At 65.8% G+C, this 23,074-nt stretch carries 26 protein-coding genes; 10 read left to right on the forward strand and 16 right to left on the reverse strand.

The annotated features are described in order from the left end of the window. Window position 1 precedes the first annotated feature (1 nt). Genes F466_RS13295 through waaF form a run of 6 tightly spaced genes read right to left on the reverse strand, consistent with a single transcriptional unit; the run spans window position 2 to window position 5,679 of the window. Window positions 2-1,039, reverse strand: a complete 1,038-nt coding sequence (locus F466_RS13295; RefSeq protein WP_232199151.1) for a glycosyltransferase family 9 protein — start codon at window positions 1,037-1,039, stop codon at window positions 2-4. A gap of 3 nt (window positions 1,040-1,042) precedes the next feature. Next, window positions 1,043-1,834 (reverse strand): lipopolysaccharide kinase InaA family protein, encoded by a 792-nt coding sequence (locus F466_RS13300; RefSeq protein ID WP_081622262.1) that lies wholly within the window; start codon window positions 1,832-1,834, stop codon window positions 1,043-1,045. A gap of 2 nt (window positions 1,835-1,836) precedes the next feature. Then, a complete protein-coding gene (locus F466_RS13305; protein ID WP_081616954.1) occupies window positions 1,837-2,658 on the reverse strand; it encodes a lipopolysaccharide kinase InaA family protein in 822 nt (273 codons plus the stop codon). Further along, a complete protein-coding gene (gene rfaP, locus F466_RS0103810) occupies window positions 2,646-3,503 on the reverse strand; it encodes a lipopolysaccharide core heptose(I) kinase RfaP (protein ID WP_018993493.1) in 858 nt (285 codons plus the stop codon). Before rfaP ends, F466_RS13305 begins: the two co-directional genes overlap by 13 nt. Beyond that, window positions 3,500-4,636 (reverse strand): glycosyltransferase family 4 protein, encoded by a 1,137-nt coding sequence (locus tag F466_RS0103815; protein ID WP_018993494.1) that lies wholly within the window; start codon window positions 4,634-4,636, stop codon window positions 3,500-3,502. The genes rfaP and F466_RS0103815 overlap by 4 nt, the downstream gene beginning before the upstream one ends. Further along, complete coding sequence (waaF, locus tag F466_RS0103820; protein WP_018993495.1) at window positions 4,636-5,679, reverse strand: lipopolysaccharide heptosyltransferase II; 1,044 nt, start codon at window positions 5,677-5,679, stop codon at window positions 4,636-4,638. Before waaF ends, F466_RS0103815 begins: the two co-directional genes overlap by 1 nt. A gap of 280 nt (window positions 5,680-5,959) precedes the next feature. On the opposite strand from waaF, the gene F466_RS0103825 reads away from it, so the two are divergent. Genes F466_RS0103825 through waaA form a run of 3 tightly spaced genes read left to right on the forward strand, consistent with a single transcriptional unit; the run spans window position 5,960 to window position 8,380 of the window. Next, window positions 5,960-6,559 (forward strand): D-sedoheptulose 7-phosphate isomerase, encoded by a 600-nt coding sequence (locus F466_RS0103825; RefSeq protein ID WP_018993496.1) that lies wholly within the window; start codon window positions 5,960-5,962, stop codon window positions 6,557-6,559. After that, window positions 6,556-7,101: a D-glycero-beta-D-manno-heptose 1,7-bisphosphate 7-phosphatase gene (locus F466_RS0103830; protein WP_018993497.1), complete on the forward strand. Its 546-nt coding sequence runs from the start codon at window positions 6,556-6,558 to the stop codon at window positions 7,099-7,101. The genes F466_RS0103825 and F466_RS0103830 overlap by 4 nt, the downstream gene beginning before the upstream one ends. A gap of 13 nt (window positions 7,102-7,114) precedes the next feature. Then, window positions 7,115-8,380, forward strand: a complete 1,266-nt coding sequence (waaA, locus tag F466_RS0103835) for a lipid IV(A) 3-deoxy-D-manno-octulosonic acid transferase (protein WP_018993498.1) — start codon at window positions 7,115-7,117, stop codon at window positions 8,378-8,380. Between the two features lie 27 nt (window positions 8,381-8,407). Here waaA and F466_RS13310 read toward each other — a convergent pair whose 3' ends face one another. After that, window positions 8,408-8,998: a SprT-like domain-containing protein gene (locus F466_RS13310; protein WP_083918080.1), complete on the reverse strand. Its 591-nt coding sequence runs from the start codon at window positions 8,996-8,998 to the stop codon at window positions 8,408-8,410. A 28-nt stretch (window positions 8,999-9,026) separates the two neighbouring features. Between F466_RS13310 and F466_RS0103840 the strand changes: the two genes are divergently transcribed. Next, entirely contained in the window at window positions 9,027-9,464 is a 438-nt protein-coding gene (locus F466_RS0103840; protein ID WP_018137963.1) for a hypothetical protein, read from the forward strand. A 36-nt stretch (window positions 9,465-9,500) separates the two neighbouring features. Here the strand turns inward: F466_RS0103840 and rnd are convergent, their stop codons facing one another. From rnd to F466_RS0103865, 5 genes are all read right to left on the reverse strand, one after another. Continuing rightward, entirely contained in the window at window positions 9,501-10,676 is a 1,176-nt protein-coding gene (rnd, locus tag F466_RS0103845; protein ID WP_018137962.1) for a ribonuclease D, read from the reverse strand. Next, a complete protein-coding gene (locus tag F466_RS0103850) occupies window positions 10,669-10,971 on the reverse strand; it encodes a DUF1244 domain-containing protein (RefSeq protein WP_018137961.1) in 303 nt (100 codons plus the stop codon). The genes rnd and F466_RS0103850 overlap by 8 nt, the downstream gene beginning before the upstream one ends. Before the next feature lie 97 nt (window positions 10,972-11,068). Then, on the reverse strand, window positions 11,069-11,560 hold the full coding sequence (gene mreD / locus F466_RS0103855) for a rod shape-determining protein MreD (RefSeq protein WP_018993499.1): 492 nt from the start codon (window positions 11,558-11,560) through the stop codon (window positions 11,069-11,071). Further along, window positions 11,557-12,489: a rod shape-determining protein MreC gene (mreC, locus tag F466_RS0103860; RefSeq protein ID WP_156000508.1), complete on the reverse strand. Its 933-nt coding sequence runs from the start codon at window positions 12,487-12,489 to the stop codon at window positions 11,557-11,559. Before mreC ends, mreD begins: the two co-directional genes overlap by 4 nt. 128 nt (window positions 12,490-12,617) lie before the next feature. After that, a complete protein-coding gene (locus tag F466_RS0103865) occupies window positions 12,618-13,664 on the reverse strand; it encodes a rod shape-determining protein (RefSeq protein WP_018137958.1) in 1,047 nt (348 codons plus the stop codon). A 143-nt stretch (window positions 13,665-13,807) separates the two neighbouring features. On the opposite strand from F466_RS0103865, the gene gatC reads away from it, so the two are divergent. The 5 genes from gatC to F466_RS0103890 all read left to right on the forward strand — a co-directional run bounded on the left by gatC (window position 13,808) and on the right by F466_RS0103890 (window position 18,490). Next, window positions 13,808-14,095, forward strand: coding sequence for an Asp-tRNA(Asn)/Glu-tRNA(Gln) amidotransferase subunit GatC (gene gatC, locus F466_RS0103870; protein WP_018137957.1), 288 nt, complete (start codon window positions 13,808-13,810; stop codon window positions 14,093-14,095). A gap of 67 nt (window positions 14,096-14,162) precedes the next feature. Beyond that, window positions 14,163-15,614 carry an Asp-tRNA(Asn)/Glu-tRNA(Gln) amidotransferase subunit GatA gene (gatA, locus tag F466_RS0103875; protein ID WP_018993502.1) on the forward strand — a complete coding sequence of 484 codons (1,452 nt, stop codon included), beginning with the start codon at window positions 14,163-14,165 and terminating at the stop codon, window positions 15,612-15,614. Between the two features lie 10 nt (window positions 15,615-15,624). Next, the gene (gatB, locus tag F466_RS0103880) at window positions 15,625-17,058 is read left to right on the forward strand and encodes an Asp-tRNA(Asn)/Glu-tRNA(Gln) amidotransferase subunit GatB (RefSeq protein WP_018137955.1); all 1,434 of its coding nucleotides are present in this window, start codon (window positions 15,625-15,627) and stop codon (window positions 17,056-17,058) included. An 18-nt stretch (window positions 17,059-17,076) separates the two neighbouring features. Then, window positions 17,077-17,973 (forward strand): Hsp33 family molecular chaperone HslO, encoded by an 897-nt coding sequence (hslO, locus tag F466_RS0103885; RefSeq protein ID WP_018137954.1) that lies wholly within the window; start codon window positions 17,077-17,079, stop codon window positions 17,971-17,973. A gap of 100 nt (window positions 17,974-18,073) precedes the next feature. Further along, the gene (locus F466_RS0103890; protein ID WP_018993503.1) at window positions 18,074-18,490 is read left to right on the forward strand and encodes a hypothetical protein; all 417 of its coding nucleotides are present in this window, start codon (window positions 18,074-18,076) and stop codon (window positions 18,488-18,490) included. A gap of 13 nt (window positions 18,491-18,503) precedes the next feature. On the opposite strand, the gene F466_RS0103895 is transcribed toward F466_RS0103890, so the two are convergent. Next, entirely contained in the window at window positions 18,504-19,259 is a 756-nt protein-coding gene (locus F466_RS0103895; protein WP_018175340.1) for a molybdopterin-synthase adenylyltransferase MoeB, read from the reverse strand. A gap of 163 nt (window positions 19,260-19,422) precedes the next feature. Between F466_RS0103895 and F466_RS0103900 the strand changes: the two genes are divergently transcribed. Continuing rightward, the gene (locus F466_RS0103900; protein ID WP_026296410.1) at window positions 19,423-19,782 is read left to right on the forward strand and encodes a hypothetical protein; all 360 of its coding nucleotides are present in this window, start codon (window positions 19,423-19,425) and stop codon (window positions 19,780-19,782) included. A 49-nt stretch (window positions 19,783-19,831) separates the two neighbouring features. Here the strand turns inward: F466_RS0103900 and prmC are convergent, their stop codons facing one another. The 3 genes from prmC to hemA are packed head-to-tail and all read right to left on the reverse strand — an operon-like array spanning window position 19,832 to window position 23,069. Next, window positions 19,832-20,689 carry a peptide chain release factor N(5)-glutamine methyltransferase gene (prmC, locus tag F466_RS0103905; protein WP_018993504.1) on the reverse strand — a complete coding sequence of 286 codons (858 nt, stop codon included), beginning with the start codon at window positions 20,687-20,689 and terminating at the stop codon, window positions 19,832-19,834. Further along, the gene (prfA, locus tag F466_RS0103910; protein ID WP_018993505.1) at window positions 20,689-21,774 is read right to left on the reverse strand and encodes a peptide chain release factor 1; all 1,086 of its coding nucleotides are present in this window, start codon (window positions 21,772-21,774) and stop codon (window positions 20,689-20,691) included. The genes prmC and prfA overlap by 1 nt, the downstream gene beginning before the upstream one ends. After that, window positions 21,771-23,069, reverse strand: a complete 1,299-nt coding sequence (gene hemA, locus F466_RS0103915; RefSeq protein WP_018993506.1) for a glutamyl-tRNA reductase — start codon at window positions 23,067-23,069, stop codon at window positions 21,771-21,773. The genes prfA and hemA overlap by 4 nt, the downstream gene beginning before the upstream one ends. Window positions 23,070-23,074 lie beyond the last annotated feature (5 nt).

Genomic DNA, 23,074 nt, shown 5'->3' on the forward strand with positions numbered 1-23,074 from the left:
GCTACTTTGCAAAGCGCTTCTCGGAGAGGCGAATGGCGTTCACCACGTCATCGACCCGGATGCTGTCCATTCGGCGACCGTCGGCAAACTTCTTCTTTCCTTGTTCCGGCGGTATATGTTCCGTGCCGCGAACGATCAGGGCCCGGTTGGTTAGAGGGCCCCAGCGGACGGGATCCGTCGGCCCGAACAACGCAACAACCGGTGTGCCCGTTGCGGCAGCCATGTGCATGGGGCCACTGTCGTTGCCAATGAAAAGAGACGCGCGCTCGAAGAGAGCGATGAGGCTTCCAATGCCCAGTCGCTGCACCAGGTTGACCGGCGGGTCCTCGCACAGAGCCTGAACCTCCTGCGCCGCTGTGCGGTCAGGCCCCGCACCGATCAGAATGGGCTGTTTCCCTTCGCGGCGTAATGTGTCGATTACCTGAGCATATTTCGGCAACGGCCAGTGCTTGTATTCCTTCCCTCCGGCTACATGCAGGCAGATCATCGGGCGCTCCGAGTCTATTTCGTGCGCACGCAGAGTCTCTTCAAGGTTTGCGTGGTCCGAGGACAGTGGCTCAAGCTTGGGCCATCCCCATTCCAGTTCGGGTACGACAGCTCGCCCTATGGCGCCGTAGATTTCGATGCGGTGTTGCATCCCCTCTGGCTTTGCTACGTGCTCACTGAAGCGCCGAGCATACGGTGCGCTGTCTCGACAGATTCGCCGTGGGGCGCCACTCATGGCTCCGAGCCAGCCCCCGCTGCCGCTGCCGCCGAAATCGAGGGCAATCGTGGGTCTTGTGGAGCGGACTGTATGGAGTAGCTTGATGAATCCGATGAAGTCCCTTGCCGGGCTGCCCGTTCTGGGCAGTGTGACAATCGGGCCCTTTAGCGTTGGGATCCGTTTCGCGAGTTCGGCGTGAGGTTCATGAATGACGAGGAGATTTTTCTCGTGCTGGGCCAGAGCAGAGAGGACCGGTGTGGCGACGAGAAAATTTCCCAGGTGCTGATCCAGCATGAGTTGTACAAGTCGATCTTGGTTTTTCACTTCGATGTCCAAAGCTCAGGTCAGGCTGACAGGGGGGCGACGATAGCGCTTCTGGTGCCGTTTGCTAATGACGGTGACGGAGCGGGCGACCGCGGGAAGAAGTCGTTCAACGGGAATGCCGCGAATCTTGCAATAACGGCCGACGAAGGACCGCGCCCAGCTTTGCGTCAGGCCAACCTCGAGCCCGTTAACGGCGAAACGGGCTAGGTCGCGGGCGAGATCCGCCCGGCGCGGCTGGTGATGAAACCGCGCGCCATCCAGGTCGGCGATGATGACGTCTCCTGTGGCTGAGAACAGCACGTTTCCCCACTTGAAATCACGGTGTACAACCCCCGCGTTGTGCAACGTGGCGATCGCTTGAGCGGCCTGTTCACTGAGTAGGGCCGCGTCCGGTAGCGCATCGTCTTCTAGCCATTGATTCAGGCTTGGGTGTTGGGGCAGAGCCTCGCAGAAGAACCAGCTTTCCGCCGAGCCGTCCAGGTAGGCCAGAGGTTTGGCAACCGGCGCGTTATGTCCTTTCAGGTAGGTCGAGAACTCCCAAACCCGGCGGGCACGGGAGCGAATGCCAAGATGCCCAAGAATCCGGTTTCTCCATCGGGATGGATACCGCTTGTAAAAGACAGGGTCGGGCGAGAAGTCCGAGAAAAGGAGCCCGCTCTCGGCCTGGGCATTGGTCTTCAGGCATTCGCGCCGAGCCCCGTCGAGTACGGGGTGCCCCGCCTGGAGCGCTTTCACGACAGGGTGGTCGGGATTGCCGGCACCGCAAAACCCGGAAGTTAGCCGGATGCTTTGGCTGTTCGAGTTCATTGCTATTTGGCTGAAAAACGCGCTTTGGAACCACCACGTCGCAGCCGTTCCTGGTGGCGCGCCTCGGTTGCCTGGGCAATCCGAATAGCAAGGTGGCGGAATGCGACCCGCCCCATGCCGCGCTGTGTTGCATAGTGGCTCAGAAACCGAACACGACTGGTTCGAGGCAGAAAAGACGGATGAGTCATGTTGAGTTGGACCAGGTTTTTCTGGCCGTCACATGGTCTGCCATGTTTTTTGCTTCTTTCGTTGTCCAGGAACACCAACCGTCCGGTTGCGGAGGGGGGTGACACGAGGATATTCCCAAGTCGGAGGTCGCCATGGGTCCATCCGGACTCATGGAGGTGAGCAACGGTTTCTGCGAGTCGGCGGTGAACAAGATGACGGTCCGCAATGGCCAGGAACGGTTCCCCATGGCGGGAAGTGATCAGGTGTGAAAGGCTGGCCCCATTGATGTCCTCCATTACCAGGCACTCGTTCACCCCGATCCAGCCATAGGCGAGTGCGCGTGGTGTATCGAAACCATCTTCACTCATTTGGCGCCCATGCCGAATGGCCCGCATGCCGCGACTGCCCCGGCCGATGGACTTGACGGATTCCCATGGCCCCCTTGGAAGAAAGACCTTTATTACAACTGCCTGACTTTGCCACTGGCCGCGCGCGACGCGGGCCTGCGCCGAGCTGTCCAGGACGGTCCAGCCCGCCTTTGGTTGGTTTTCCAGGAGGGTGAGGCCGGCGTTCTTCAGGTCTTCGTCAAGAGGGGCGACTCCTTTCACGCTTGAGCTTCGCCCGATGCCTGCGAGCCATTGCATCAGCCGTGACATGGGAGGCGCCCGTGTTCCTTGCGGTATTGCGTTCGGGCTCGCTGTGCCACTCGAGTCCAGAGCGTGTGTCTTTCAACCAAGGTGGCGCGGAGTCTGGTGCCATGATAGAGGCGCATGAAACGGAGGATATCTCGTGGCTTGAGGCCGATATCCATGGCGGAGAAGTACAGACCTCCGAGATCCTTGATTTGCGCGCGGGCCGGCAGGCGGGCGTGGAACTGAACGCGGTGCAGATCCATCAGGTGCAGGCGCGGCGGGATGCGGCCGGACCGGATGGCGTTCTCGTTCGAGTTCAGGTCGAGTCGGAAGTGGCACAGGTAGAAGTCGCGGTGATTCATGCCGCTCCCGTGTAGGGTGCGGGCAATGCGGGCGACCTCTCGGATCAACTGCAGGCGAAAGGCGAAGGCCGGTGGTTGTTCGGGCCAGCTCAGGCATTCCTGTTCCAGGGTGCGGGTGCGCCCCAGGTCGCGGGTAATCACGAACGAGCGTTCCCGTGCCGGGTTCAGTCCACGCCGGATGCCGAATGCGACCGGTGGCGTGGTCGGGATCTCCAGCTTCCGCAGCCGGTGGATTGCACGCCATTCGGGTTCGGCACCCAGCACCGGGATGCGGAACTGGCTCAGCTTGCGCAGGATGCGTCGCCACGGCATGCCGTTGTGCACCTTGGCGAAGTAGGGCTGCCCGCCCAGTTCGAAACGGAACGTGCGCCGCCCGTCGACGTTGCGGACGACCTCGCCATCCAGCGCCATGGCCTGCTCGAAGGGGTCTCCCGGGCCGTAGCGTGCGGTTAACGCCGCGTGTAAGGCATCGTCCATCACCAGTTCATTGCGCCGGAGCACCCTCATGCCGCCACCTCGCCATAGCGGGGGCCTTCGATGACCCGCAGCGCGTGCTCGGCGCGTGCGCCGAGTTCGGTGCGAACGCTGTAGCGCAGGGCCGCATCACGCCAGGCCTGCAGTTTGGGTTGGCTCAGCATGCGGGCCAGGGCGGCGTCCATCATGGGCTGCTCGAACGGCGTGGTCAGCACCTCGCCACAGTCGGCGCGCTCGATGTGGAAGGCGTATCCGCAATTGGCTGTAACCAGGGCGGGCAGACCGGCCGCGATCGCCTCGACGATCGCGGTCCCGGTGTTCTCCTGGTAGGCGGGGTGCAGAAGCAGGTCGGCCGCAAACAGGAAGTCGGCCACGTCGTCGCGCCCCTGCAGGAAATGCACCTGCCCCGAGACACCGAGACTTCGGGCCAGGCGCATCAGTGGGGCCGCGCGCCCCTTGCCCAGTACGTATAGCGATGCCTGTTCCCGCAAGCCGTCCGGCAGGGCGGCCAGCGCCCGGATGCTGCGGTCCACACCCTTGCGTCGGAAGTCCGACCCAACCATCAGGAGCATGAGCGAGTCGTCCCCCAGGCCGAGCTGTTTGCGAAGAGCGTGCCTTCGTTGCGGGGTGTCGGCATTGGCGAAGCGGTCAGCCGAGACATACGGTGGCATCAGGTGGAAGCGGTCCTCGGGAGTCGCATACCAGCGCTGGAACAGGGGCTTCTCGGCCTCGGATAGCAGCAGGATGTGGTTGTTCGCCTCGGTGCGAAAGACCGCCCGCTCAAGGGCCGCATGTACGCGGTAGCGCCCGGAGAGGCGATAAAGCTGGCTGCGAGCCTGCGCCCGTTCGATGAAGCAGGGGTCTGCGTTGTAGTAGACATCCAGCCCGGGCAGCTTGTTGAACCCGACGACGCGATCGGGCTGTAGTGCCTGGACCTCCGATTGAACGCGGCGGGCGAAATGGCGATAGCGTGTGTGGTTGCGCCAGCCAGGCACCCGCAGTACACGCAGCTTCAGGTGCGGGTGCTCCGGGGTCCAGCCCTCCCATGCGAGTGTGAATACGTCGATCTGATGGCCGCGCTCCAGGGCAAGCTCGGTGATGCGGTGGAAGTTGCGCTGCAGCCCGCCATGCGGGAAGTACTTGAACAACACGAATGCCAGATGCATCAGTGCCTCTCCGCATGCAGGGCGTCGGCGGCCTCCAGTACCTGCTCGGGCGCCAGCTTGCGCAGGCAGTTCAAATGCCCCAAGGGGCACTCGCGCTGAAAGCAGGGGCTGCATTCCAGACCTAGATGCAGGATGCGCCGGCGGGGGGTTAGCGGCGGCGTGTAGCCAGGGTCGGAGGACCCGTAGACAGCGATCACCGGGCGGCCGGTGGCCGCCGCAATGTGCATGAGCCCCGAGTCATTGGTGATGACCAGGTCTGCGCAGGCAAGCAGGTCAATCGCCTGGCCCAGCTGCGTGCGCCCGGCCAGGTCTGCGCAGCCCGGGGCGGCCTCGGCAATCGCCTGGGTCACTGGACGGTCCTTCCGTGAACCGAACAGCCAGACCTGCCAGCCTGCTGTCAGGCGGGCCCGAGCAATTTCTGCATAGTGCTCGGCGGGCCAGCGCTTGGAGGGGCCGTACTCCGCGCCGGGGCAGAGTGCCAGAACCGGTGCCTCCTGGTTGCCCAGTCCCAGTGCAATGCGTGCCTCGTCCCGACCGCGTTCGGAGATCACCAGCCTGGGTTCCGGAATCGGGGGTGGTTGTGGTGCATCCGGGGCGTGCGCGAGCGCGACGAACCGATCGACCGTGCGATACAGGCGCTGACGGTCCAGTGGGCGGATGTCGTTGAGCAGGCCGTAGCGGAACTCGCCGCGGTAACCGGTCCGTCGGGGTACCCCACTGGCGAAGGCCGGTACTGCCGCCTTTGCTGAACGCGGCAGTACGATCGCCTGCTGATAGTTCGCGTCCCGTAGTGACCGCCCTAGATGCCAGCGCCGGCCGAGTGCAAGCTCCCCGTGGCCCACAGGCAACGGAATGGGACGGCGCACCTCGGGCATGCGCTCCAGAATCGGCAGGCTCCACGCGGGCGCAATCACGTCCACAGCGGGTGCGGGTTCGCGTTGCTTGAGCGTCATGAACAGGCTCTGGGCCATCACCATGTCACCCACCCAGGCCGGGCCGATGACCAGGACAGCCGGGACGTGGGCGCCGCTTGAACTCAACATGATCTCCCGGCCAGCACGAAAGCACACCCGGTCGCGCCCGGGGCTTGCTGGGCGGCAGGGGCTGCGGAACATGGGGCAAGGCTGCCCGGCATGTGGCTTGCGGGTGGCACGAAACTCGGACTGGCGCTGAGAGACATTCCCAAATTGTACATGGCCCTGTGATACCGCGACGTGCGGTTGCTTGTGGCCTTAAGGATACGCGGTGTACTTTGCCCGGCATCGGCGGGCGTGCCCCGCTGACCATTTACATTGTTCAGTGTTTCCCTGGCGGAGAGCGCAAGTGCGGGAAGGAATCATCGAGGAGCTCACGGCGGCCAGCCGGCTGTTCGGGCGGCTGGCGGAGGACCGGGCGTTTGTTGCCGAGGTCGAGACGGTTGGGCAGCGCTGGCTGCAGTGCATCCGCGACGGCGGCAAGGTGCTGCTGGCGGGCAATGGTGGCAGCGCGGCGGATGCGCAGCACATTGCGGCGGAGATTGTCTGTCGTTATCGGGCGGTGCGCCCGGGGGCGGCGGCGATCGCGTTGACGACCGACACCTCGGTGCTGACGGCGATCGGGAACGATTTTGGATACGAGCATGTGTTCTCGCGTCAGGTCGAGGCGCTGGGGCAGCCGGGTGATGTATTCGTCGGGATCAGCACATCCGGGCATTCGCCCAATGTGCTCGAGGCCATCGGGATGGCGCGCAAGCGTGGGCTGGTTACGGTTGCCCTGACCGGCGAGAAGGGGCTGCCGGAGACGCATCCCGCAGATCATGTGCTGCGGGTGCCCGATGCCGCTACCGCGCGAGTTCAGGAGGTCCACGGGCTGATCGGGCATCTGTTGTGCGGGATCGTCGAGGATGCGCTGGTGGCCGATCAGGAACGTTCGGGGTCGGCGTGAGTGCGCGCGCCCTGTTTCTCGACCGCGACGGGGTGATCAATGTCGACCATGGCTACGTGCATCGCCCTGACCAGGTCGAGTTCGTCCCCGGCATCTTCGAACTGGTGGCGGCCGCCACTTCCCGGCACTGGCCGGTGGTGGTCGTCACCAACCAGTCCGGGATTGGCCGCGGCTATTACGGCGACAGCGATTTCCGGCAGCTGACGGACTGGATGAGCGAGCGCTTTTCCGAGCGCGGTGGCCGCATCGAGGCCGTCTACCACTGCCCTCATCATCCCCGTGATGCGCAGCCCGACTATCGTCGGGCCTGTCCGGATCGCAAGCCGGAGCCGGGCATGCTGTTGCGGGCGCGGGATGACCTGGATCTGGATCTCACTGGTTCGGTGCTCGTCGGGGATCGCGCGTCGGATCTCGAGGCCGCGCGGCGCGCCGGGGTCGGCGCCCGATTGCTGTTTGATCCCTCGGGCACGGAACCGCTGCCCACTGAAGACGGAGACATCCGTATCCGCACCCTGCCCGAGGCCATTGCGTGGCTCGACTGAGCCGCTAGCCGCGATGCGCCACATCTTCTATACGGCCCTCCTGCGACTGACTTCTCCGGCCTTGCTGGCGCGGCTGGTGCGCCGCGCCCGGACAAACGCGGTACCAGTGGCCCGCTGGCGGGAATGGCTGGGAGCCGGGGAGCCGCTAACACCCGGCACCATCTGGCTCCATGCCGCCTCGGTGGGCGAGGTGGAGGCGGCGGTACCGCTCGCACGTGCCTTGCGTAGCCGCTATCCGGAGCATGCGCTCCTGATGACGACCACGACACCGGAGGGAGCCGCCCGGGTGGAAGCGGCTCTCGGGAGGGATGTCCAGCACGCCTATCTGCCGCTGGACCTGCCCGGGGCCGTTCGCCGATTCTTGCGGCGCACCCGTCCGGCCGTCGCGCTGATCGTCGAGACCGAGCTTTGGCCCAATCTCTATCGTGCCTGCGAACAGGCCGGTATTCCGCTCCGGGTGGTGAGTGCGCGGCTATCACCACGCTCAATCAAGCGGTACCGGCGTCTGCAGCCTCTGGTGCGGGAAACCCTTGCGCGTGCCGAGAAGATCCTGGCCCAGGACGAGTCGGCCGCCCGGGGCTTTCGCGAGCTGGGGGCGCCGAACGCGCGCGTCCAGGTGGTGGGGAATCTGAAGTTCGATCGCGCATTGCCGCCCGGCCATGAGCAGGCGGCGGATCTGCGTGCGACTGTTGCGCCTGAAGGCGTGCCGGTCTGGGTGGCGGTCAGTACGCGGGAAGGCGAGGAAGAGGCCGTGCTCGAGGCCCATCGCGCGGTGCGCGAATCCCATCCCGACGCCGTGTTGCTTTGGGTGCCGCGCCATCGAGATCGCTTTGACGTGGCTTTCGAGGCGGCCCGGCAAGCCGGGTTTTCGGTCGGGAGGCGCACGCAATGTCCGGGGCCGCCGCTGGATGTGCTGGTGGGCGATACGATCGGCGAGATTGGGGTCTACCTTGGTGCTGCGGATGCCGCTTTTGTCGGGGGCAGCCTGGTTCCCCTGGGGGGGCAGAATGTACTCGAGCCCGCCGCGCTCGGGCTGCCGGTGCTTGTGGGGCCCAGCACCGAGCATTTTACATTCGCAGTCGAGCGCCTCGGGGAGCAAGGTGCTTTGTGGCGTGTGCAGGATGCCGAGGCGCTGGGCCGCGCCGTCGCGGATTTGCTGGGAGATTCCGAGTGTCGGAAAACCATGGGTGATGCGGCGCGCACGGTGATCGAGGAGGGGCGTGGCGCAGTGGAATGCGTATTGGCCGAGTTGGAAAGCCGGTTGCATGATCTGCATTGACCGCCCCGCCAGGTTTTCTAATGATCTTTATTTCTCCTGCTGTAGTCGCTGTCCGCACTCTCGGCATTCATAGCGGTATCGGCGCCGCTGAATCAGATAATGTCGCCGCGCACTTAGTGCGTGGGTCTGGCAGGCGCAACGGTAGGTATAGGTCCGGACCCTTCTGCCTTTCAGGGGGGTGTTGTGCGTAACCCGTGGCTGGCAGCCGAACGTTTCCATCCAGGCTCGCCATTCCGGGCCGTGAGGGCGTACGCGGCGTAACCCGGACGTCCGGTACACGAGTGAGTGCGCCACCTCGTGGGCGACGGTATCCGGGAAGTGTGAATCCCAGTCCTGACAGAACGCCTCGGGGTTGAACCGTAGCTGCTCGTGCCCGTTGCGCAGCCGCCATTGCCCGGCGGCTTTGCCTCGTAGGTTAAAAAGAACTTCGGGGGGCGTGTTCGGCTGTTCCGGTTGTGACTTGATGTAGAATTCGCGCACCTTTTGTCGGATTTGCGCTTCTTCTTCGAGTGTTAATTTATTTCTCGGCTCTTGTAATTTACTTCTATTTTTATCATATTCACCCGTGCGATATGTGCCGTCCAGGGCGTGCGAGGAGTTGGAAGCCGTTCTGGTCATTGAGAAGTTCCGAACGAGGAGACGAGTAATGAGTCTGGATAGCAAGAAGGCCTCCGAACTTTCCGCCGAAGAGCTGTATGCACTGGCCCGTCAGCGGGAAAAGGAAGAAGCCGAGCGCCAGGACGCCGAGCGCCGCAAGAAGCGCGAAAAGCTGATGGAAAAGCGCAAAGAGATGATCGCGCGTCATCGCAAAGAACTCAACGAGCTTGAGCGCCAGATCCGTGAACTGGGCGGCCGTGTCGGTCGTGCTGGTGGTGGTCGCCGTGGCGGCCGGGGCGGCAGCTCGGTCAGTCAGCAGCTGGTCGAGATCGTGGCGGAGAAATCCGAGATGGCGACCAAGGAGATCAAGGAGCGTGCCGAGAAGGCCGGCCTGGATACCAAGAACATCTCGCAAACGCTTGCCTACCTCAAGCGCCAGGGACGTCTGAAGTCCCCGCGCCGTGGTGTGTACAAATCCGCGGCCTGAGCGGGTTGCATCTGCATCTTGCGACGATTGCGGCGGCTATTCCGTCGCAATCGTTTCGCTAACGGGTTCCATATCAAGCTCACCACTGGGCTTGCAGGCCAGGCGGCTCTCGCCGCTGAACCAGTGCTGGATGGTCTGACCTGCAATCTCCCGGCGCCAGCCACTAGCCAGGCGGCCTTCCGTGCCGTCGCTCTTCAGTAGTTCGATCACATCCTTGCGTTGCGCGATCGCCGCGGCGCTGATCTGGTGTTCGCGGGCACACTCGCGCAGCAGCGCCATGCCGATATCGACCAGCACCTCGTCACGCTCACTCAGGCGCGGCTTCTCCGGCAAATGCGGCCATTGCTCGCGTGGCAGGGCCTGGCCTTCCCGGATGGCGGCCAGAAGCGATTCGATGTGGTCGGGCTTCATGCCGCCGGGGAACTGGCGCAGTTCGCGCAAAGCCTGGGTATCAGCCGGTGTGCGGCGTGCGATGTCCAGCAGGAGGTCGTCGGACAGCACCCAGCGCCGGGGACGATTGCTGCTTTGCGCGGTACGCTCGCGCCAGGCCGCGACGCATTTGAGTACCGCGCGTTCTTTGGGCTTCAGCCGCTTGACCCCCGATACGCGCTGCCAGCTTTGTTCCGGGTCCGGTTCGTACAGGGCCGGATTGCTGAGCGCCTCCATCTCCGGGCGCAGCCAGTGCATGCGGTCGTGGGTATCCAGCTCGTGCAGCAGGCGGTTGAACAGTGTCGCGAGGTGGCGGACGTCGTCGGCGGCATAGCGGATCTGGTCCGCGCTCAGCGGACGCCGGGACCAGTCGGTCCGGGTCTGGCTCTTGTCGAGATCGCGATCGAGCACGTTCTTGACCAGGTTGGCATAGCCGACCTGCTCGCCGTAGCCGAGCATGCTGGCCGCAATCTGGGTATCGAACACGGGGCTGGGCACAAAGCCCAGCTCGCGATACAGCAACTCCATGTCCTGCGAGGCGGCGTGGAAGACCTTGGTGATGCGCGCGTCCCGGAACAGCGGGGCGAGCTGCTGGATGTCGAGGCGCAGCGGGTCGATGCAGGCGAGCTGATCCAGCGTGGCGGCCTGTACCAGGCAGAGCTGCGGATAGTAGGTCTTCTCGCGCAGGAACTCCGTGTCCAGCGCGATCCAGTCCGTCCCGGTGATCGAATCGAGAAACGCCTGCAGGGCCTCGGGCGTCTCGATCAGTCCGTGGTCATGCATGGGTCGATTTCTGGCTCGCCTCGAAAGCCGCCTTCTGCTCGGCGGTCGCCTCCTTCTGGTAGCGCTCCTTCCATTCGCTGTAGGGCATGCCGTAGACGATCTCGCGGGCCCCCTCGTAATCGATCGACTCGCCGCGTTCCTCGGCGGCGGCGACGTACCACTTGGACAGGCAGTTGCGGCAGAAACCGGCGAGATTCATCAGGTCGATGTTCTGCACATCCTTGCGTTCATCAAGATGCTGCAAGAGGCGCTGGAATACAGCGGCCTCGATTTCGGTGCGGGTCTTCGGGTCCATCGTGTCTCTCTCCATTCGTCAGGGGACTAGTGATCAACGTACACGCTCGCGCATGAGTCGCTTTTGGGGGCGTTCGACCAGAACGGGTGGCCCGTGTTCAGCTCAGGTGGAGCAGCCAGCGCCGCCGCATGTCCCTTAGCAGCACGAAGATCAACGGCCAGACCAGTGCGCTGGTCGCCACCGGCGCCCAATACCAGGCGCTGTCGGGCGGCAGTCCAATCGCGCCCTGTGGCCACAGGGCCAGGAGCTTGTACAGCGCCGTGAGGACGGCCACCACGATGGCCTGCTGCCAGACGGGGTAAACACGCAGGCGTGGATGAATCTGCAGCACGATGTACGCCACCACCGCCAGGGCGATGGCGTTCTGCCCGAGCAACTGGCCGTACAGGGTATCCAGTAGCAACCCCATGACAAAGGCCGTCAGCACCCCGAAGCGCTGAGGGAAGGCCATGATCCAGTACACCAGCGCCAGCAGGAGCCATTCAGGTCGGGCTGGGGGCAGCGCATCGGGTATGGGCACGATGGCCAGGGCCAGCGCGACGACCAGGGTCAGGGCGATTAGCCAGGGGATGCCCAGCGTGCGGTTCATGGGTTCTCAGCCGCCCCCGGAATGTCGGCCTCGCCCTCCGGTTCTGCTTCCCGTTCGGTCGTTTCCCCTTCTTCTTCCGGGCGGGTATCGGCGTCCGCGTCCGGACGTTCGCTGGTCCACAGCAGCAGGACCTCGCGCGAGCGGTCCAGGGCCGCCAGAGGCTCGGCCTGGATATCAAGAAAGGGTTGTCCCGGCTGGCGTTCGACCGAGGTCACTCGGGCGACCGGGTAGTCCGGCGGGAAGCGCCCGCCGAGCCCGGAGGTCAGCAGGAGGTCGCCCTCCTCGATGTCCTCCTGGGGCGGTACGTGCCGCATTTCGAGGCGCCGCGGGTTGCCGGTGCCGACGACAATGCCGCGCAGGCCGGTACGGGCACTGAGCACAGGCAAGGCGTGGCCGGGGTCGGAGATCAGCAGCGCGGTGGAGCTGGTCATTTGGGTGGACAGGACCTGTCCGATCACGCCATCGGGGTGGATGACAGGCTGCCCCGGGTAGACACCGTGCCGGTTGCCCTTGCTGAGCACGATCTGCTGGCGGAAGGGGTCCAGGTCCACGGCCAGGAGCTTGGCGATCTCGACGCGCTCTTGTGCCCGTTCGGCGGTGTTCAGGAGTGCGCGCAGGCGGTCGTTTTCCATCTGCAGCGCATCGAAGCGCAACTGGCGGGCCCGCAGCTCAGCGTTCTCTTCGCGCAGGATGCGGTTCTCGGTAATCAGGTCTTCGCGGCTGGTAAAGGACTCGAGCAGCCGGCTGCCCGCCCGGATCGGTGCATCGACCGCGACCTGCAGGGGGTAGGCCACCGTGGACAGCGCATTGCGCACCGTCTGCAGCTCGTTCAGTCGGTGATCCAGCGCCATCAGCGCGACACCCAGCAGGATCACCGCGAGCAGGCGCAGAGTGGGCGATACACCCAGTCTGAACAGCGGCTTGCTGATGGCTTAACCTCCGGTTGCGGGTCGTGATTGGGTCAGGGCGGCACCGCGGTTGGCAGGTGCGATGGGAAGAGCCCCACCAATTTCCCAGGATGCGGGGCGACACCCCATCCCCCGATCCAGCCCGGAGTCTACTCCATGGACAGGAAGTCCACCTGTTTCTCGTCGAGCATCTCCAGCACGCGCCCGCCGCCACGCGCCACACAGGTCAGCGGGTCGTCGGCGATGACCACCGGGATGCCGGTCTCTTCCATCAGCAGGCGGTCGATCTGCTGCAGCAGGGCGCCGCCGCCGGTCAGCACGATGCCACGCTCGGCGACATCGGAGCCCAGTTCCGGCGGGGTCTGTTCCAGCGCGGTGCGCACGGCGGAGACGATTCCGTACAGCGGATCCTGCAGGGCCTCGAGGATCTCGTTGGAGTTCAGGGTGAACGAACGCGGCACGCCTTCAGCCAGGTTGCGGCCCTTGACCTCGATCTCCAGCAGCTCCTTGCCTGGATAGGCCGAGCCGACCGCATGCTTGATACGCTCGGCGGTGGCCTCGCCAATCAGCACGCCGTAGTTCCGGCGCACATACGACATGATCGCCTCGTCGAAGGTGTCACCGCCGATGCGCACGGACTCGGAGTAGACGATGCCGTTCATCGACAGCACCGCGACCTCGGAGGTCCCGCCACCGATGTCCAGCACCATGGAGCCCACGGCCTCATCCAGCGGGATGCCGGCGCCGATGGCCGCGGCCACCGGTTCCTGCAGCAGGTAGACCTTGCGCGCCCCGGCGCCGAACGCGGATTCGCGGATCGCGCGGCGCTCCACCTGGGTCGCGCCGCAGGGCACGCAGACCAGTACCCGCGGGCTGGGGCGGAAGATCCGCCGCTCGTGCACCTTCTTGATGAAGTACTGCAGCATCTTCTCGGTGGTGGTGAAGTCGGCGATCACGCCGTCCTTCATCGGGCGGATGGTTACCACGTGCTCCGGCGTGCGCCCCAGCATCTTCTTCGCCTCGATCCCCACGGCTTCGATGGAGCGCGGGCCGCCCGGGCCTCGGTCCTGCCGGATCGCGACCACGGACGGCTCGTTCAGGACGATCCCCTGGCCGCGCATATAGATAAGGGTGTTGGCAGTGCCGAGGTCGATGGAGATGTCGTTGGAGAACAACCCCAGGAGGCGTTTGAGCATGAAGAAGAAACCTGCGTTGGTGGTCGGGCGGGAAAGCCCGAGACTCTAGCAACTGCCCGGGGTTTGGGCAATAACGGCTTTGTGGTAAGTTTGCCGGCCGCATTCCGCATCACCATCGACTGATACAGGGGCCCTTGCCGATCATGTCTGTAGAAGCCTCCGAAGTTCAGCGCATCGCGCACCTCGCTCGTCTGGCGATGAGCGACGAAAAGGCCCGCGAATTTGCCGGCGGTCTGAGCGATATCTTCGATTTTGTCGAGCAGCTCGACGGCGCCCCCATCGAGGGCGTGGAACCCATGGCCCACCCGCTGGATGCCGAGCAGCGCCTGCGCCCGGACGCGGTCACGGAGACCGACAATCGCGAGGGTTTTCAGGCGATTGCGCCGGCCGTCGAGGGTGGGCTTTACCTGGTGCCACGCGTGATCGAGTAAGCCGCGGGCACCGCTGGCCGATTTCGCCGATTTCATCACGCTTTATTAGACAAGAGTTCCCGAAACCATGTCCCAGGAAACCCTGTCCGGCTGGGCGCGCAAGCTCCAGGCCCGCGAGATCAGCTCGCGTGAGCTGACCCAGTTGTATCTGGACCGGATCGAGCGCCTCGATTCACAGCTCAACAGCTTTATTACCGTGACCGCCGAGTCCGCGCTGGCGCAGGCCGAAGCGGCCGATGCCCGCCTGGCCAATGGTGAGCAGACCCCGCTTCTGGGCGTGCCGGTCGCCCAGAAAGACATCTTCTGCACCGAAGGTGTGCGGACCTCCTGCGGCTCGCGCATGCTTGATCCGTTCGTCTCGCCGTACAACGCCACCGTCGTCGAGCGCATGAACGCCGCCGGGGCGGTGATGCTCGGCAAGACGAATATGGACGAGTTTGCGATGGGTTCGTCCAATGAGACCAGTTTCTATGGCCCGGTGCGCAATCCCTGGGATACCGAGCGCGTCCCCGGCGGCTCCTCCGGCGGCTCCGCCGCGGCGGTGGGTGCGCGCCTGGTGCCGGGGGCGACCGGCACCGACACCGGCGGCTCGATCCGTCAGCCGGCCGCGTTCTGCGGCATTACCGGGCTCAAGCCGACCTACGGGCGCGTGTCGCGCTACGGCATGATCGCCTTTGCCTCCAGCCTCGATCAGGGTGGGCCGATGGCCGCGACCGCCGAGGACTGCGGCCTGATGCTGAACGCCATGGCCGGTTTCGACGAGCGCGACTCCACCAGCGTCGAGCGCCCGGCCGAGGACTTCACCGCCGGTTTGAGCCAGGACCTGAAGGGTCTGCGCATTGGCCTGCCGAAGGAGTTTTTCGGCGAGGGCCTGGACGAGAAGGTACGCGGCGTGATCGACGCGGCCGTCGAGGTGCTCAAGGGCCGCGGCGCCGAGATCCGCGAGGTGAGCCTGCCGAACAGCCACCTGTCGGTGCCGGCCTACTACGTGGTCGCTCCGGCCGAGTGCTCCTCGAACCTCGCGCGCTTCGACGGCGTGCGTTATGGCCACCGCTGCGACAACCCCGCGGACCTGATGGACCTCTACACCCGCTCGCGCGGGGAGGGCTTCGGCGACGAGGTGAAGCGCCGCATCATGGTCGGTACCTACGTGCTGTCCGCCGGCTACTACGACGCCTACTACCTGAAGGCGCAGAAGGTCCGCCGCATCATCGCCGACGACTTCCGCAGCGCATTCGCGGACGTCGACGTCCTGCTCGGCCCGACCACGCCGGAGCTGCCGTTCGCCCTGGGCGCCAAGGCCGATCCGGTCAGCATGTACCTGTCGGACATCTACACCATCGCCGCGAACCTCGCGGGCCTGCCGGCGATGTCGCTGCCGGCCGGCGAGATCGACGGCCTGCCGGTGGGCCTGCAGTTGATCGGCAACTACTTCGACGAGGCGCGCCTGCTCGGCGTTGCCCACCAGTACCAGCAAGAAACCGACTGGCACACCCGTGTGCCGGCGGCCTTCGCCTGAGGATCGCCGCATGGAATGGGAAACCGTCATCGGGCTGGAGATTCACGCCCAGCTCAACACCGTCTCCAAGATCTTCTCCGGCGCGCCGACCGCCTACGGCGCCGAGCCCAACCGCCAGGCCTGCGCGGTGGACCTGGGCATGCCCGGCGTGCTGCCGGTGCTGAACCAGGGCGCGGTCGAGCGGGCCGTGATGCTGGGGCTGGCGATTGACGCCGAGATCGCGCCGCGGTCGGTGTTTGCGCGCAAGAACTACTTCTACCCGGATCTTCCCAAGGGCTACCAGATCTCGCAGTTCGAACTGCCGATCGTCGGGCTGGGGCATCTGGATATCGAGCTGGAGGACGGCACGATCAAGCGCATCGGGGTAACCCGCGCGCACCTGGAGGAAGACGCCGGCAAGAGCCTGCACGAGGGCTTCGAGTCGATGACCGGCATCGACCTCAACCGCGCCGGTACGCCGCTGATCGAGATTGTCTCCGAGCCGGAACTGCGTTCGGCGAAAGAGGCCGTCGCCTACATGAAAAAGCTGCACTCGCTGGTGCGCTATCTCGATATCTGCGACGGCAACATGCAGGAAGGCAGTTTCCGCTGTGATGCGAATGTCTCGATCCGGCCGAAGGGCCAGACCGAGTTCGGTACCCGTGCGGAGCTGAAGAACCTGAACTCCTTCCGTTTCGTCGAGCGCGCGATCAATCACGAGATCGAGCGCCAGATCGACGTGATCGAGGGTGGTGGCAGCGTGGTCCAGGAGACCCGCCTGTACGACCCGGATCGTGACGAGACGCGCTCCATGCGCAGCAAGGAAGAGGCCAACGACTACCGCTACTTCCCCGACCCGGACCTGTTGCCGCTGGTCGTGGACCAGGCCTTCATCGAGTCCGTGCGTGCCAGGCTGCCTGAGCTGCCGGATGCCAAGCGCGCCCGCTTCGTCGAACAGTACGGCCTGTCCGACTACGACGCCGGTGTACTGACCGCCGCGCGCGAGATGGGCGACTTCTACGAGGCCGTGGCCGCCGGCTGTGGCGCGCCGAAGATCGCCGCCAACTGGGTGATGGGCGAATTCTCCGCCGCGATGAACCGCTCCGAGGTCGAGCTGGCCGACGCCCCGGTGAACGCCGAGGGCCTCGCCGGGCTGCTGGCGCGCATCCAGGACGAGACCATCTCCGGCAAGATCGCCAAGGAGGTCTTCGAGGCGATGTGGAACGGCGAGGGCGATGCCGACACCGTGATCGAGGCCAAGGGGCTCAAGCAGATCACCGATACCGGCGCGATCGACGCGATCATCGACGAGGTGATGGCCAACAATCCGCAGCAGCTGGAGCAGTACCGTGGTGGCAAGGACAAGCTGTTTGGCTTCTTTGTCGGCCAAGTGATGAAGGCCACCCAGGGCAAGGCCAACCCGGCTCAGGTGAACGAGCGCCTGAAGGCCAAGCTGGACGGATGATGCAGGGCTGCGGACTTCATGCTTGAAACCGACACCCTGCACCGCTTCATGCTGGAAGAAGCCGGGGTGCGTGGCGAATGGGTACACCTGGACGCGGCCTGGCAGGCCCTGCTGGAACGCCACGAGTATCCGCCGGTGGTGCGCGACCTCCTGGGGCAGGCCTATGCGGCCGTGGCGCTGACGGCCGCCACGCTCAAGTTCGATGGTTCACTGATCCTGCAAATCACCGGCACTGGTCCCGTGCACATGATCGTGGCCCAGGCCGATGGCCAGGGTCGGCTGCGCGGCCTGGCGCGCTTTCGCGAGACGCCCCCCGAGGATGCGACGCTGGCCCAGTGTGCCGGCGACAACGCCCGGTTGATGCTGACGCTGGACCCGGGCGATGGCGGCGAGCGCTACCAGGGGGTGGTCGAGCTGGAGGGCGAGACCCTGGCGGATGCGATGAATGTCTACTTCGAACGTTCCGAGCAGCTGCCCACCCGGCTGTGGCTGGCGGCCAACGGTCAGTCCGCGGCCGGGATGCTCCTGCAGGCGGTACCGGGTGAGGGTGGTCATGCAGTCACGCGTGACTCCGAGGACTGGAACCGCGCGAACATCCTGGCCGACACCACCACCCCCGAGGAGATGCTGAAGCTGGATGCCGGCACGCTGCTCGGCCGGCTGTTCGCCGAGGAGCGCGTGCGCCTGTTCGACGGGACCCCGGTCCAGTTCCACTGCCCCTGCTCGCGCGAGCGGGTGGCCGAGACCCTGCGCGGCCTCGGGCAGGACGAGATCCGCGGCATCATCGAGGAGCAGGGCAAGATCGAGGTGACTTGCGAGTTCTGCAACGCGCAATACCACTTCGACCCGGTGGATGCCGAGGCCCTCTGCGCCACCCAGACAGCCCAGCCGCCAACCCCCGACACGCGCCAGTAGCCGGGTGCAAATAAACCGGACACGGAATCTTCCCGCCGAGAGACAGTCTTTGCTATAGAGATAGTAATGGCATCAGTGTTTCCCTGGCGGGGGGCTGGTCATGTATTCCCGGCATACCGAGATTCCCACCCTGGATACCCGACCCGGATGGCAGGTCGAGGCCCGCTATTACAACCAGGTGGCCCTGGCCCTGCGGCGGCTGGGCCCCGAGATCCGTCTGCCCCTGCCAATCCTCAAACACCTGGACCTGATCCTGCAGCCGGATGCCTGGGTTGTGGTGGATCGTGTGCTCAACGATATGCCGGTGGTGGCCTGGACGGCCTTCCGCGCCGCCCACCGGCACAACCTGCATCGCCCGGTGGCCTGCGAGCTGCGTCTTTATCACTCCATGGCGCCCATGGTTACCAATCGCGCCCTGAACTGTATGGCCGACCGCCTGACCGCCGCCCTGGCCCAGGAGGATCAGCGTATCCCCCGTGGCCAGGTGGTCGCCTTCCGGCCCCGTTCCAGCGCCTGACTCAGCGTGCCGCTCAGGCCCGCGCCGGGCGCTGTGCGCAGACCGGGCAACCCGGGTCGCGGCGCAGACGAATCTCGCGAAACTGCATGCCGGCCGCATCCACCATCAGTAGCCGCCCGCTCAGGGTCGGGAGCCCGATCAGCAGTTTGAGCGCCTCGGTGGCCTGCAGGCTGCCGATCACCCCCGGCAGGCTGGCCAGTACGCCATTGGCCGCACAGGTGTCCTCGTCCCCGCCGCCCTCGCCATACAGGCAGTGGTAGCAGGCGGCCTCGGGGTCGCGGTAGTCGAAGGTGGTGAGCTGTCCCTCGAAGCGGATCACCGCGCCGGAGACCAGCGGTGTGCCGCTGGCTACGGCCGCGCGGTTGATCGCGCCCCGACTGGCGAAGTTGTCGGTGCCGTCCAGGACCACGTCGGCCTTTGCAAACAGGGTGGTCATGGCATCCACATCCAGGCGTTCGGCGCGGGTCTCGACGTGGCAGTTCGGATTCATCGCCGCCAGGCGCCGCGCCGCGGACTCCACTTTGTCGCGGCCGATATCCGCGTCCGTATGCAGGATCTGCCGCTGCAGGTTCGTGACCTCGACATGGTCCGGGTCGACCAGCGTGAGTCGTCCGACCCCGGCGGCCGCGAGGTAGGCGGCTACCGGCGAACCCAGTCCGCCCAGGCCCATGATGACCGCATGTGCTTCCTGCAGGCGCTGCTGCCCCTCGACTCCGACACCGGGCAGCATGATCTGGCGGCTGTAGCGCAGCAGTTCCGGGTCATCCACGGGGCGTTCTCCAGTGTGAATCGGGTCAAGGCTTAGTCACGTAGTACGGCAAAGTGTAACCGGCGTCACGCTCCTGGGGCGGCTCGGTTAGGAACCGTTCAGGAAGACCCCGTAATTTGGACCTTGGCAATTCTGCCAGTTGCGCAGTTCAAGGAGGTACACGATGAAACGCATGATGATCGCCCTGGCGCCGGCGGCGTTGCTGGCGTTTGCCCTGGCGGCCCCGGCGCATGCGGCCCAGCCGGTCTCCGGCTTTGTGCACACCGGTGCCGCGGCCTTCGACCCTGATGCACTGCAGCATGCGCATCATCGCCCGGGCCATTATGGCGGCCCGCCGCATGCCCGCAGCCATCCCGGCTATCGTGGCTACAAGCATTCCAAGCGCTCGCACAAACGCGGGCGTGGCCATCATCACCGGCACTATCACAGCTACCAGCAGCACCATCATCACCACTACCACAGCCGCCCGCGGCACCGCTCGCCCAGCGGCTCGATGAACCTGCACCTGCATCTGCCGTTCTAGGCAGCACCCGCATCACACGGTTGGCCCCGGCGTTCGCGCCGGGGCTTTTTTATGGACGGCTCCCGATCGTGATGCGCTCGTGCCCGGCGGGGTCACGCAAACTCTGCACCTCGCGATAGCCCGCCTGTTGCATGCGGGCGCGAACATCTCGGGCCTGATCGAACCCGTGCTCCAGCAGCAGCGGGGCATCCGGGAGCAGGTGGAGGAGTGCGGTATCGATGATGGTGTACAGATCGCCAAGTCCGGCTTCCGGTGCGGCCAGTGCCTCCCTCGGTTCGAAGCGCAGGTCGCCGCGGGTCAGGTGGGGATCGTCCTGGGCGATATAGGGCGGGTTGCTGACGATCATGTCGAAGGCGTCCTCGGGCTTGAACGGGGTGAGCCACGCCCCCTGCAGGAAGGTCACGTCCAGCCCCAGGGTGTTGGCGTTCGCACGGGCCTGGCGCAGGGCGTCCGGGCTGCGGTCGGTGGCGACGGCCTCGATGGCCGGGCGTTCCGCCTTCAGCGCGAGGATAATCGCGCCGCTGCCGGTGCCCAGATCCAGTACCCGGGGATGCGCGCGCTCGCAGGCGTCGATGGCCGCGATGGCCCGTTCCACCAGCAGTTCGGTCTCCGGGCGCGGAATCAGGCAGGCGGGGGAGACCTCGAGATCGAGGGTCCAGAAGGCGCGGCGGCCGAGGATGTGGGCGATCGGCTCACCCGCCTCGCGACGCCGGCACAGGGTGTCGGCACGTTCGCGCTGCGACGCGGAGGCGACATCGAGCCCGCGGGCGATCAGGGCGCTGGTGTCGAGGCCGGTCGCCGCGCCGAGCAGCAGGCGGGCCTCGAGCCCTGGCTCGTCCGATCCGGCCGCCTGCAGACGGCCGCGCAGCTCCCGCAGCAGTGCATCCAGCGTCGCGGGCGTTTCCATTACGCGTCCGCGAGAGTGGCGAGCTGCTCGGCCTGGTATTCGTGAATCAGCGGTTCGATTACCGGGTCGAGGTCACCGGCCATCACCTGTTCCAGCTTGTACAGGGTCAGGTTGATGCGGTGGTCGGTCACACGGCCTTGCGGGAAGTTGTAGGTGCGGATGCGCTCGGAGCGGTCGCCGCTGCCGACCAGGCTCTTGCGCTCGGCGCTTTGCGCGGCGGCCTGCGCCTCGCGCTCGGCCTCGAACAGGCGCGCGGCGAGGTAGGTCATCGCCTTGGCGCGGTTCTTGTGCTGCGAGCGTTCTTCCTGGCACTCGACCACGATGCCGGTGGGCAGGTGGGTCAGGCGGATCGCGGAGTCGGTCTTGTTGACGTGCTGGCCGCCGGCCCCGGAGGCGCGGAAGGTGTCCACGCGCAGGTCGGCCGGGTTGATATCCGGCATCTCGACCTCGTCCAGCTCCGGCAGGATGGCGACCGTGGCCGCGGAGGTGTGGATGCGGCCCTGGGATTCGGTCTCCGGGACGCGCTGCACGCGGTGGGCGCCGGATTCGAACTTGAGTCGCGAGAAGGCGCCCTGGCCGGCCAGGCGCCCGATTACCTCGCGGTAGCCGCCGTGCTCGCCCTCGCTGGCGCTGAGGATCTCCAGCTTCCAGCCTTGCTGTTCGGCGTAGCGGGTGTACATGCGCAGGAGGTCGCCGGCGAAGATGGCGGCCTCGTCGCCGCCGGTGCCGGCGCGGATCTCGAGGAATACGTTGGCGTTGTCGTGCGGGTCCTTCGGGATCAGGTGGCGATGGAGCTCGGCCTCCAGTGCCTCGGCCTGTTCCGCCAGGGTGTCGATCTCGGCCTCGGCCATTTCGCGCAGATCGGGGTCGTCCTCCGCGAGCATCGCGCGGGCCTCTTCCAGCGCGGCCTGGTTGTCGTGCCAGGCCTTCCAGGCCTCGGCGACCGGCTCGAGCTGGCTGTATTCCTGCGACAGACGGCGCAGCTGGTCGGCGTCCTCGGCGGCGTCCGGTGTGGCCAGCAGCTGCGCGATCTCGGCATGACGCTCGGCCAGGCCCTCGAGCTTGGTACGGAACGAGGCCTTCACGAACGGGTGCCGGACTCGGGGTCGTGGCCGGGGTCGTCTTCCGGGCTGGGCAGCTGGAACAGCCGGTGGGCGGCGTCGAGCAGGCGCGCGTCACCCTCGTGGGCGGCGGTGTTCAGCGACTTGCAGGGGGCGTGCATCAGCTTGTTGGTCAGGCTGTGGGCCAGCAACTGCATGGCCTCCTCCGGCGACTTGCCGGCGCGCAGCATCGCCTCGGCCCTGGCCAGGGATTCGGCCTTGACGGCCTCGGCGCGCTGACGCAGCTGGCGGATGCTGTCCACGGAGTCGCGGGCGCGCAACCAGCGCATGAATTCGCTGGCGCGCTGGGTAATGATCTCCTCGGCCTGCGCGGCGGCGGCCTGGCGCGAGGCCATGTTCTCGTCGATCACTTCCTGGAGGTCGTCCACCGTATAGAGGTAGACGTCCTCGAGCTGGCCGACCTCGGGCTCGATGTCGCGCGGGACGGCGATGTCGACCATGAAGATCGGCTTGTGCCGGCGCTTGCGCAGGGCACGTTCCACCGCCCCCTTGCCGAGGATCGGCAGCGGGGCGGCGGTGGAGGAGATCACGATGTCGGCCTCGGCCAGGCGATCCGGCAACTGGTTCAGGCTGATCGCCTGGCCGTCGAAGCGCTCGGCCACGGCCTGGGCGCGTTCCTCGGTGCGGTTGGCGACGATCACCTGCCCGATTCCGTGGCCGGACAGGTGCTGCAGCGCCAGTTCGATCGTCTCGCCGGCGCCGATCACCAGCGCGGTCAGCGGCTTCAGGTCGCCAAAAATCTGGCGCGCCAGCGAGACCGCGGCGAAGGCCACCGAGACGGCGCTCTGGCCGATCGCAGTCTGGGTGCGCACGTCCTTCGCGGTGGCAAAGGCATGCTGGAACAGGCGCTCCAGCGAGCGGCCCAGCGTGCCGGCGTCATGGGCATGCTGGTAGGCCGTCTTCATCTGCCCGAGAATCTGGGGCTCGCCGAGGACCAGCGAGTCCAGGCCGCTTGCCACGCGCAGGGTGTGGCGCACCGCGGAGCCGTCGTGGTGCAGATAGAGATAGGGCCTGAGTTCGTCGCGGTCGATGCCGTGGTAGCCGCCCAGCCAGTCCAGCACGCGGTGTTCCGACTGCTTGCCGCCCTCGCGGAAGTACACCTCGGTGCGGTTGCAGGTCGACAGGATCGCGGTTTCCGGCAACAGGACGCCCGAGCGCAGCGAGTGCAGGGCCTCGCCGAGCTGGCTTTCATTCACCGACAGCCGTTCGCGGATCGCGACCGGGGCGGTCTTGTGATTGATACCAAGAGTGAACAGCATGCTGA

The sequence above is a fragment of the Thioalkalivibrio sp. ALgr1 genome, assembly GCF_000378285.1.
Taxonomy (GTDB): domain Bacteria; phylum Pseudomonadota; class Gammaproteobacteria; order Ectothiorhodospirales; family Ectothiorhodospiraceae; genus Thioalkalivibrio.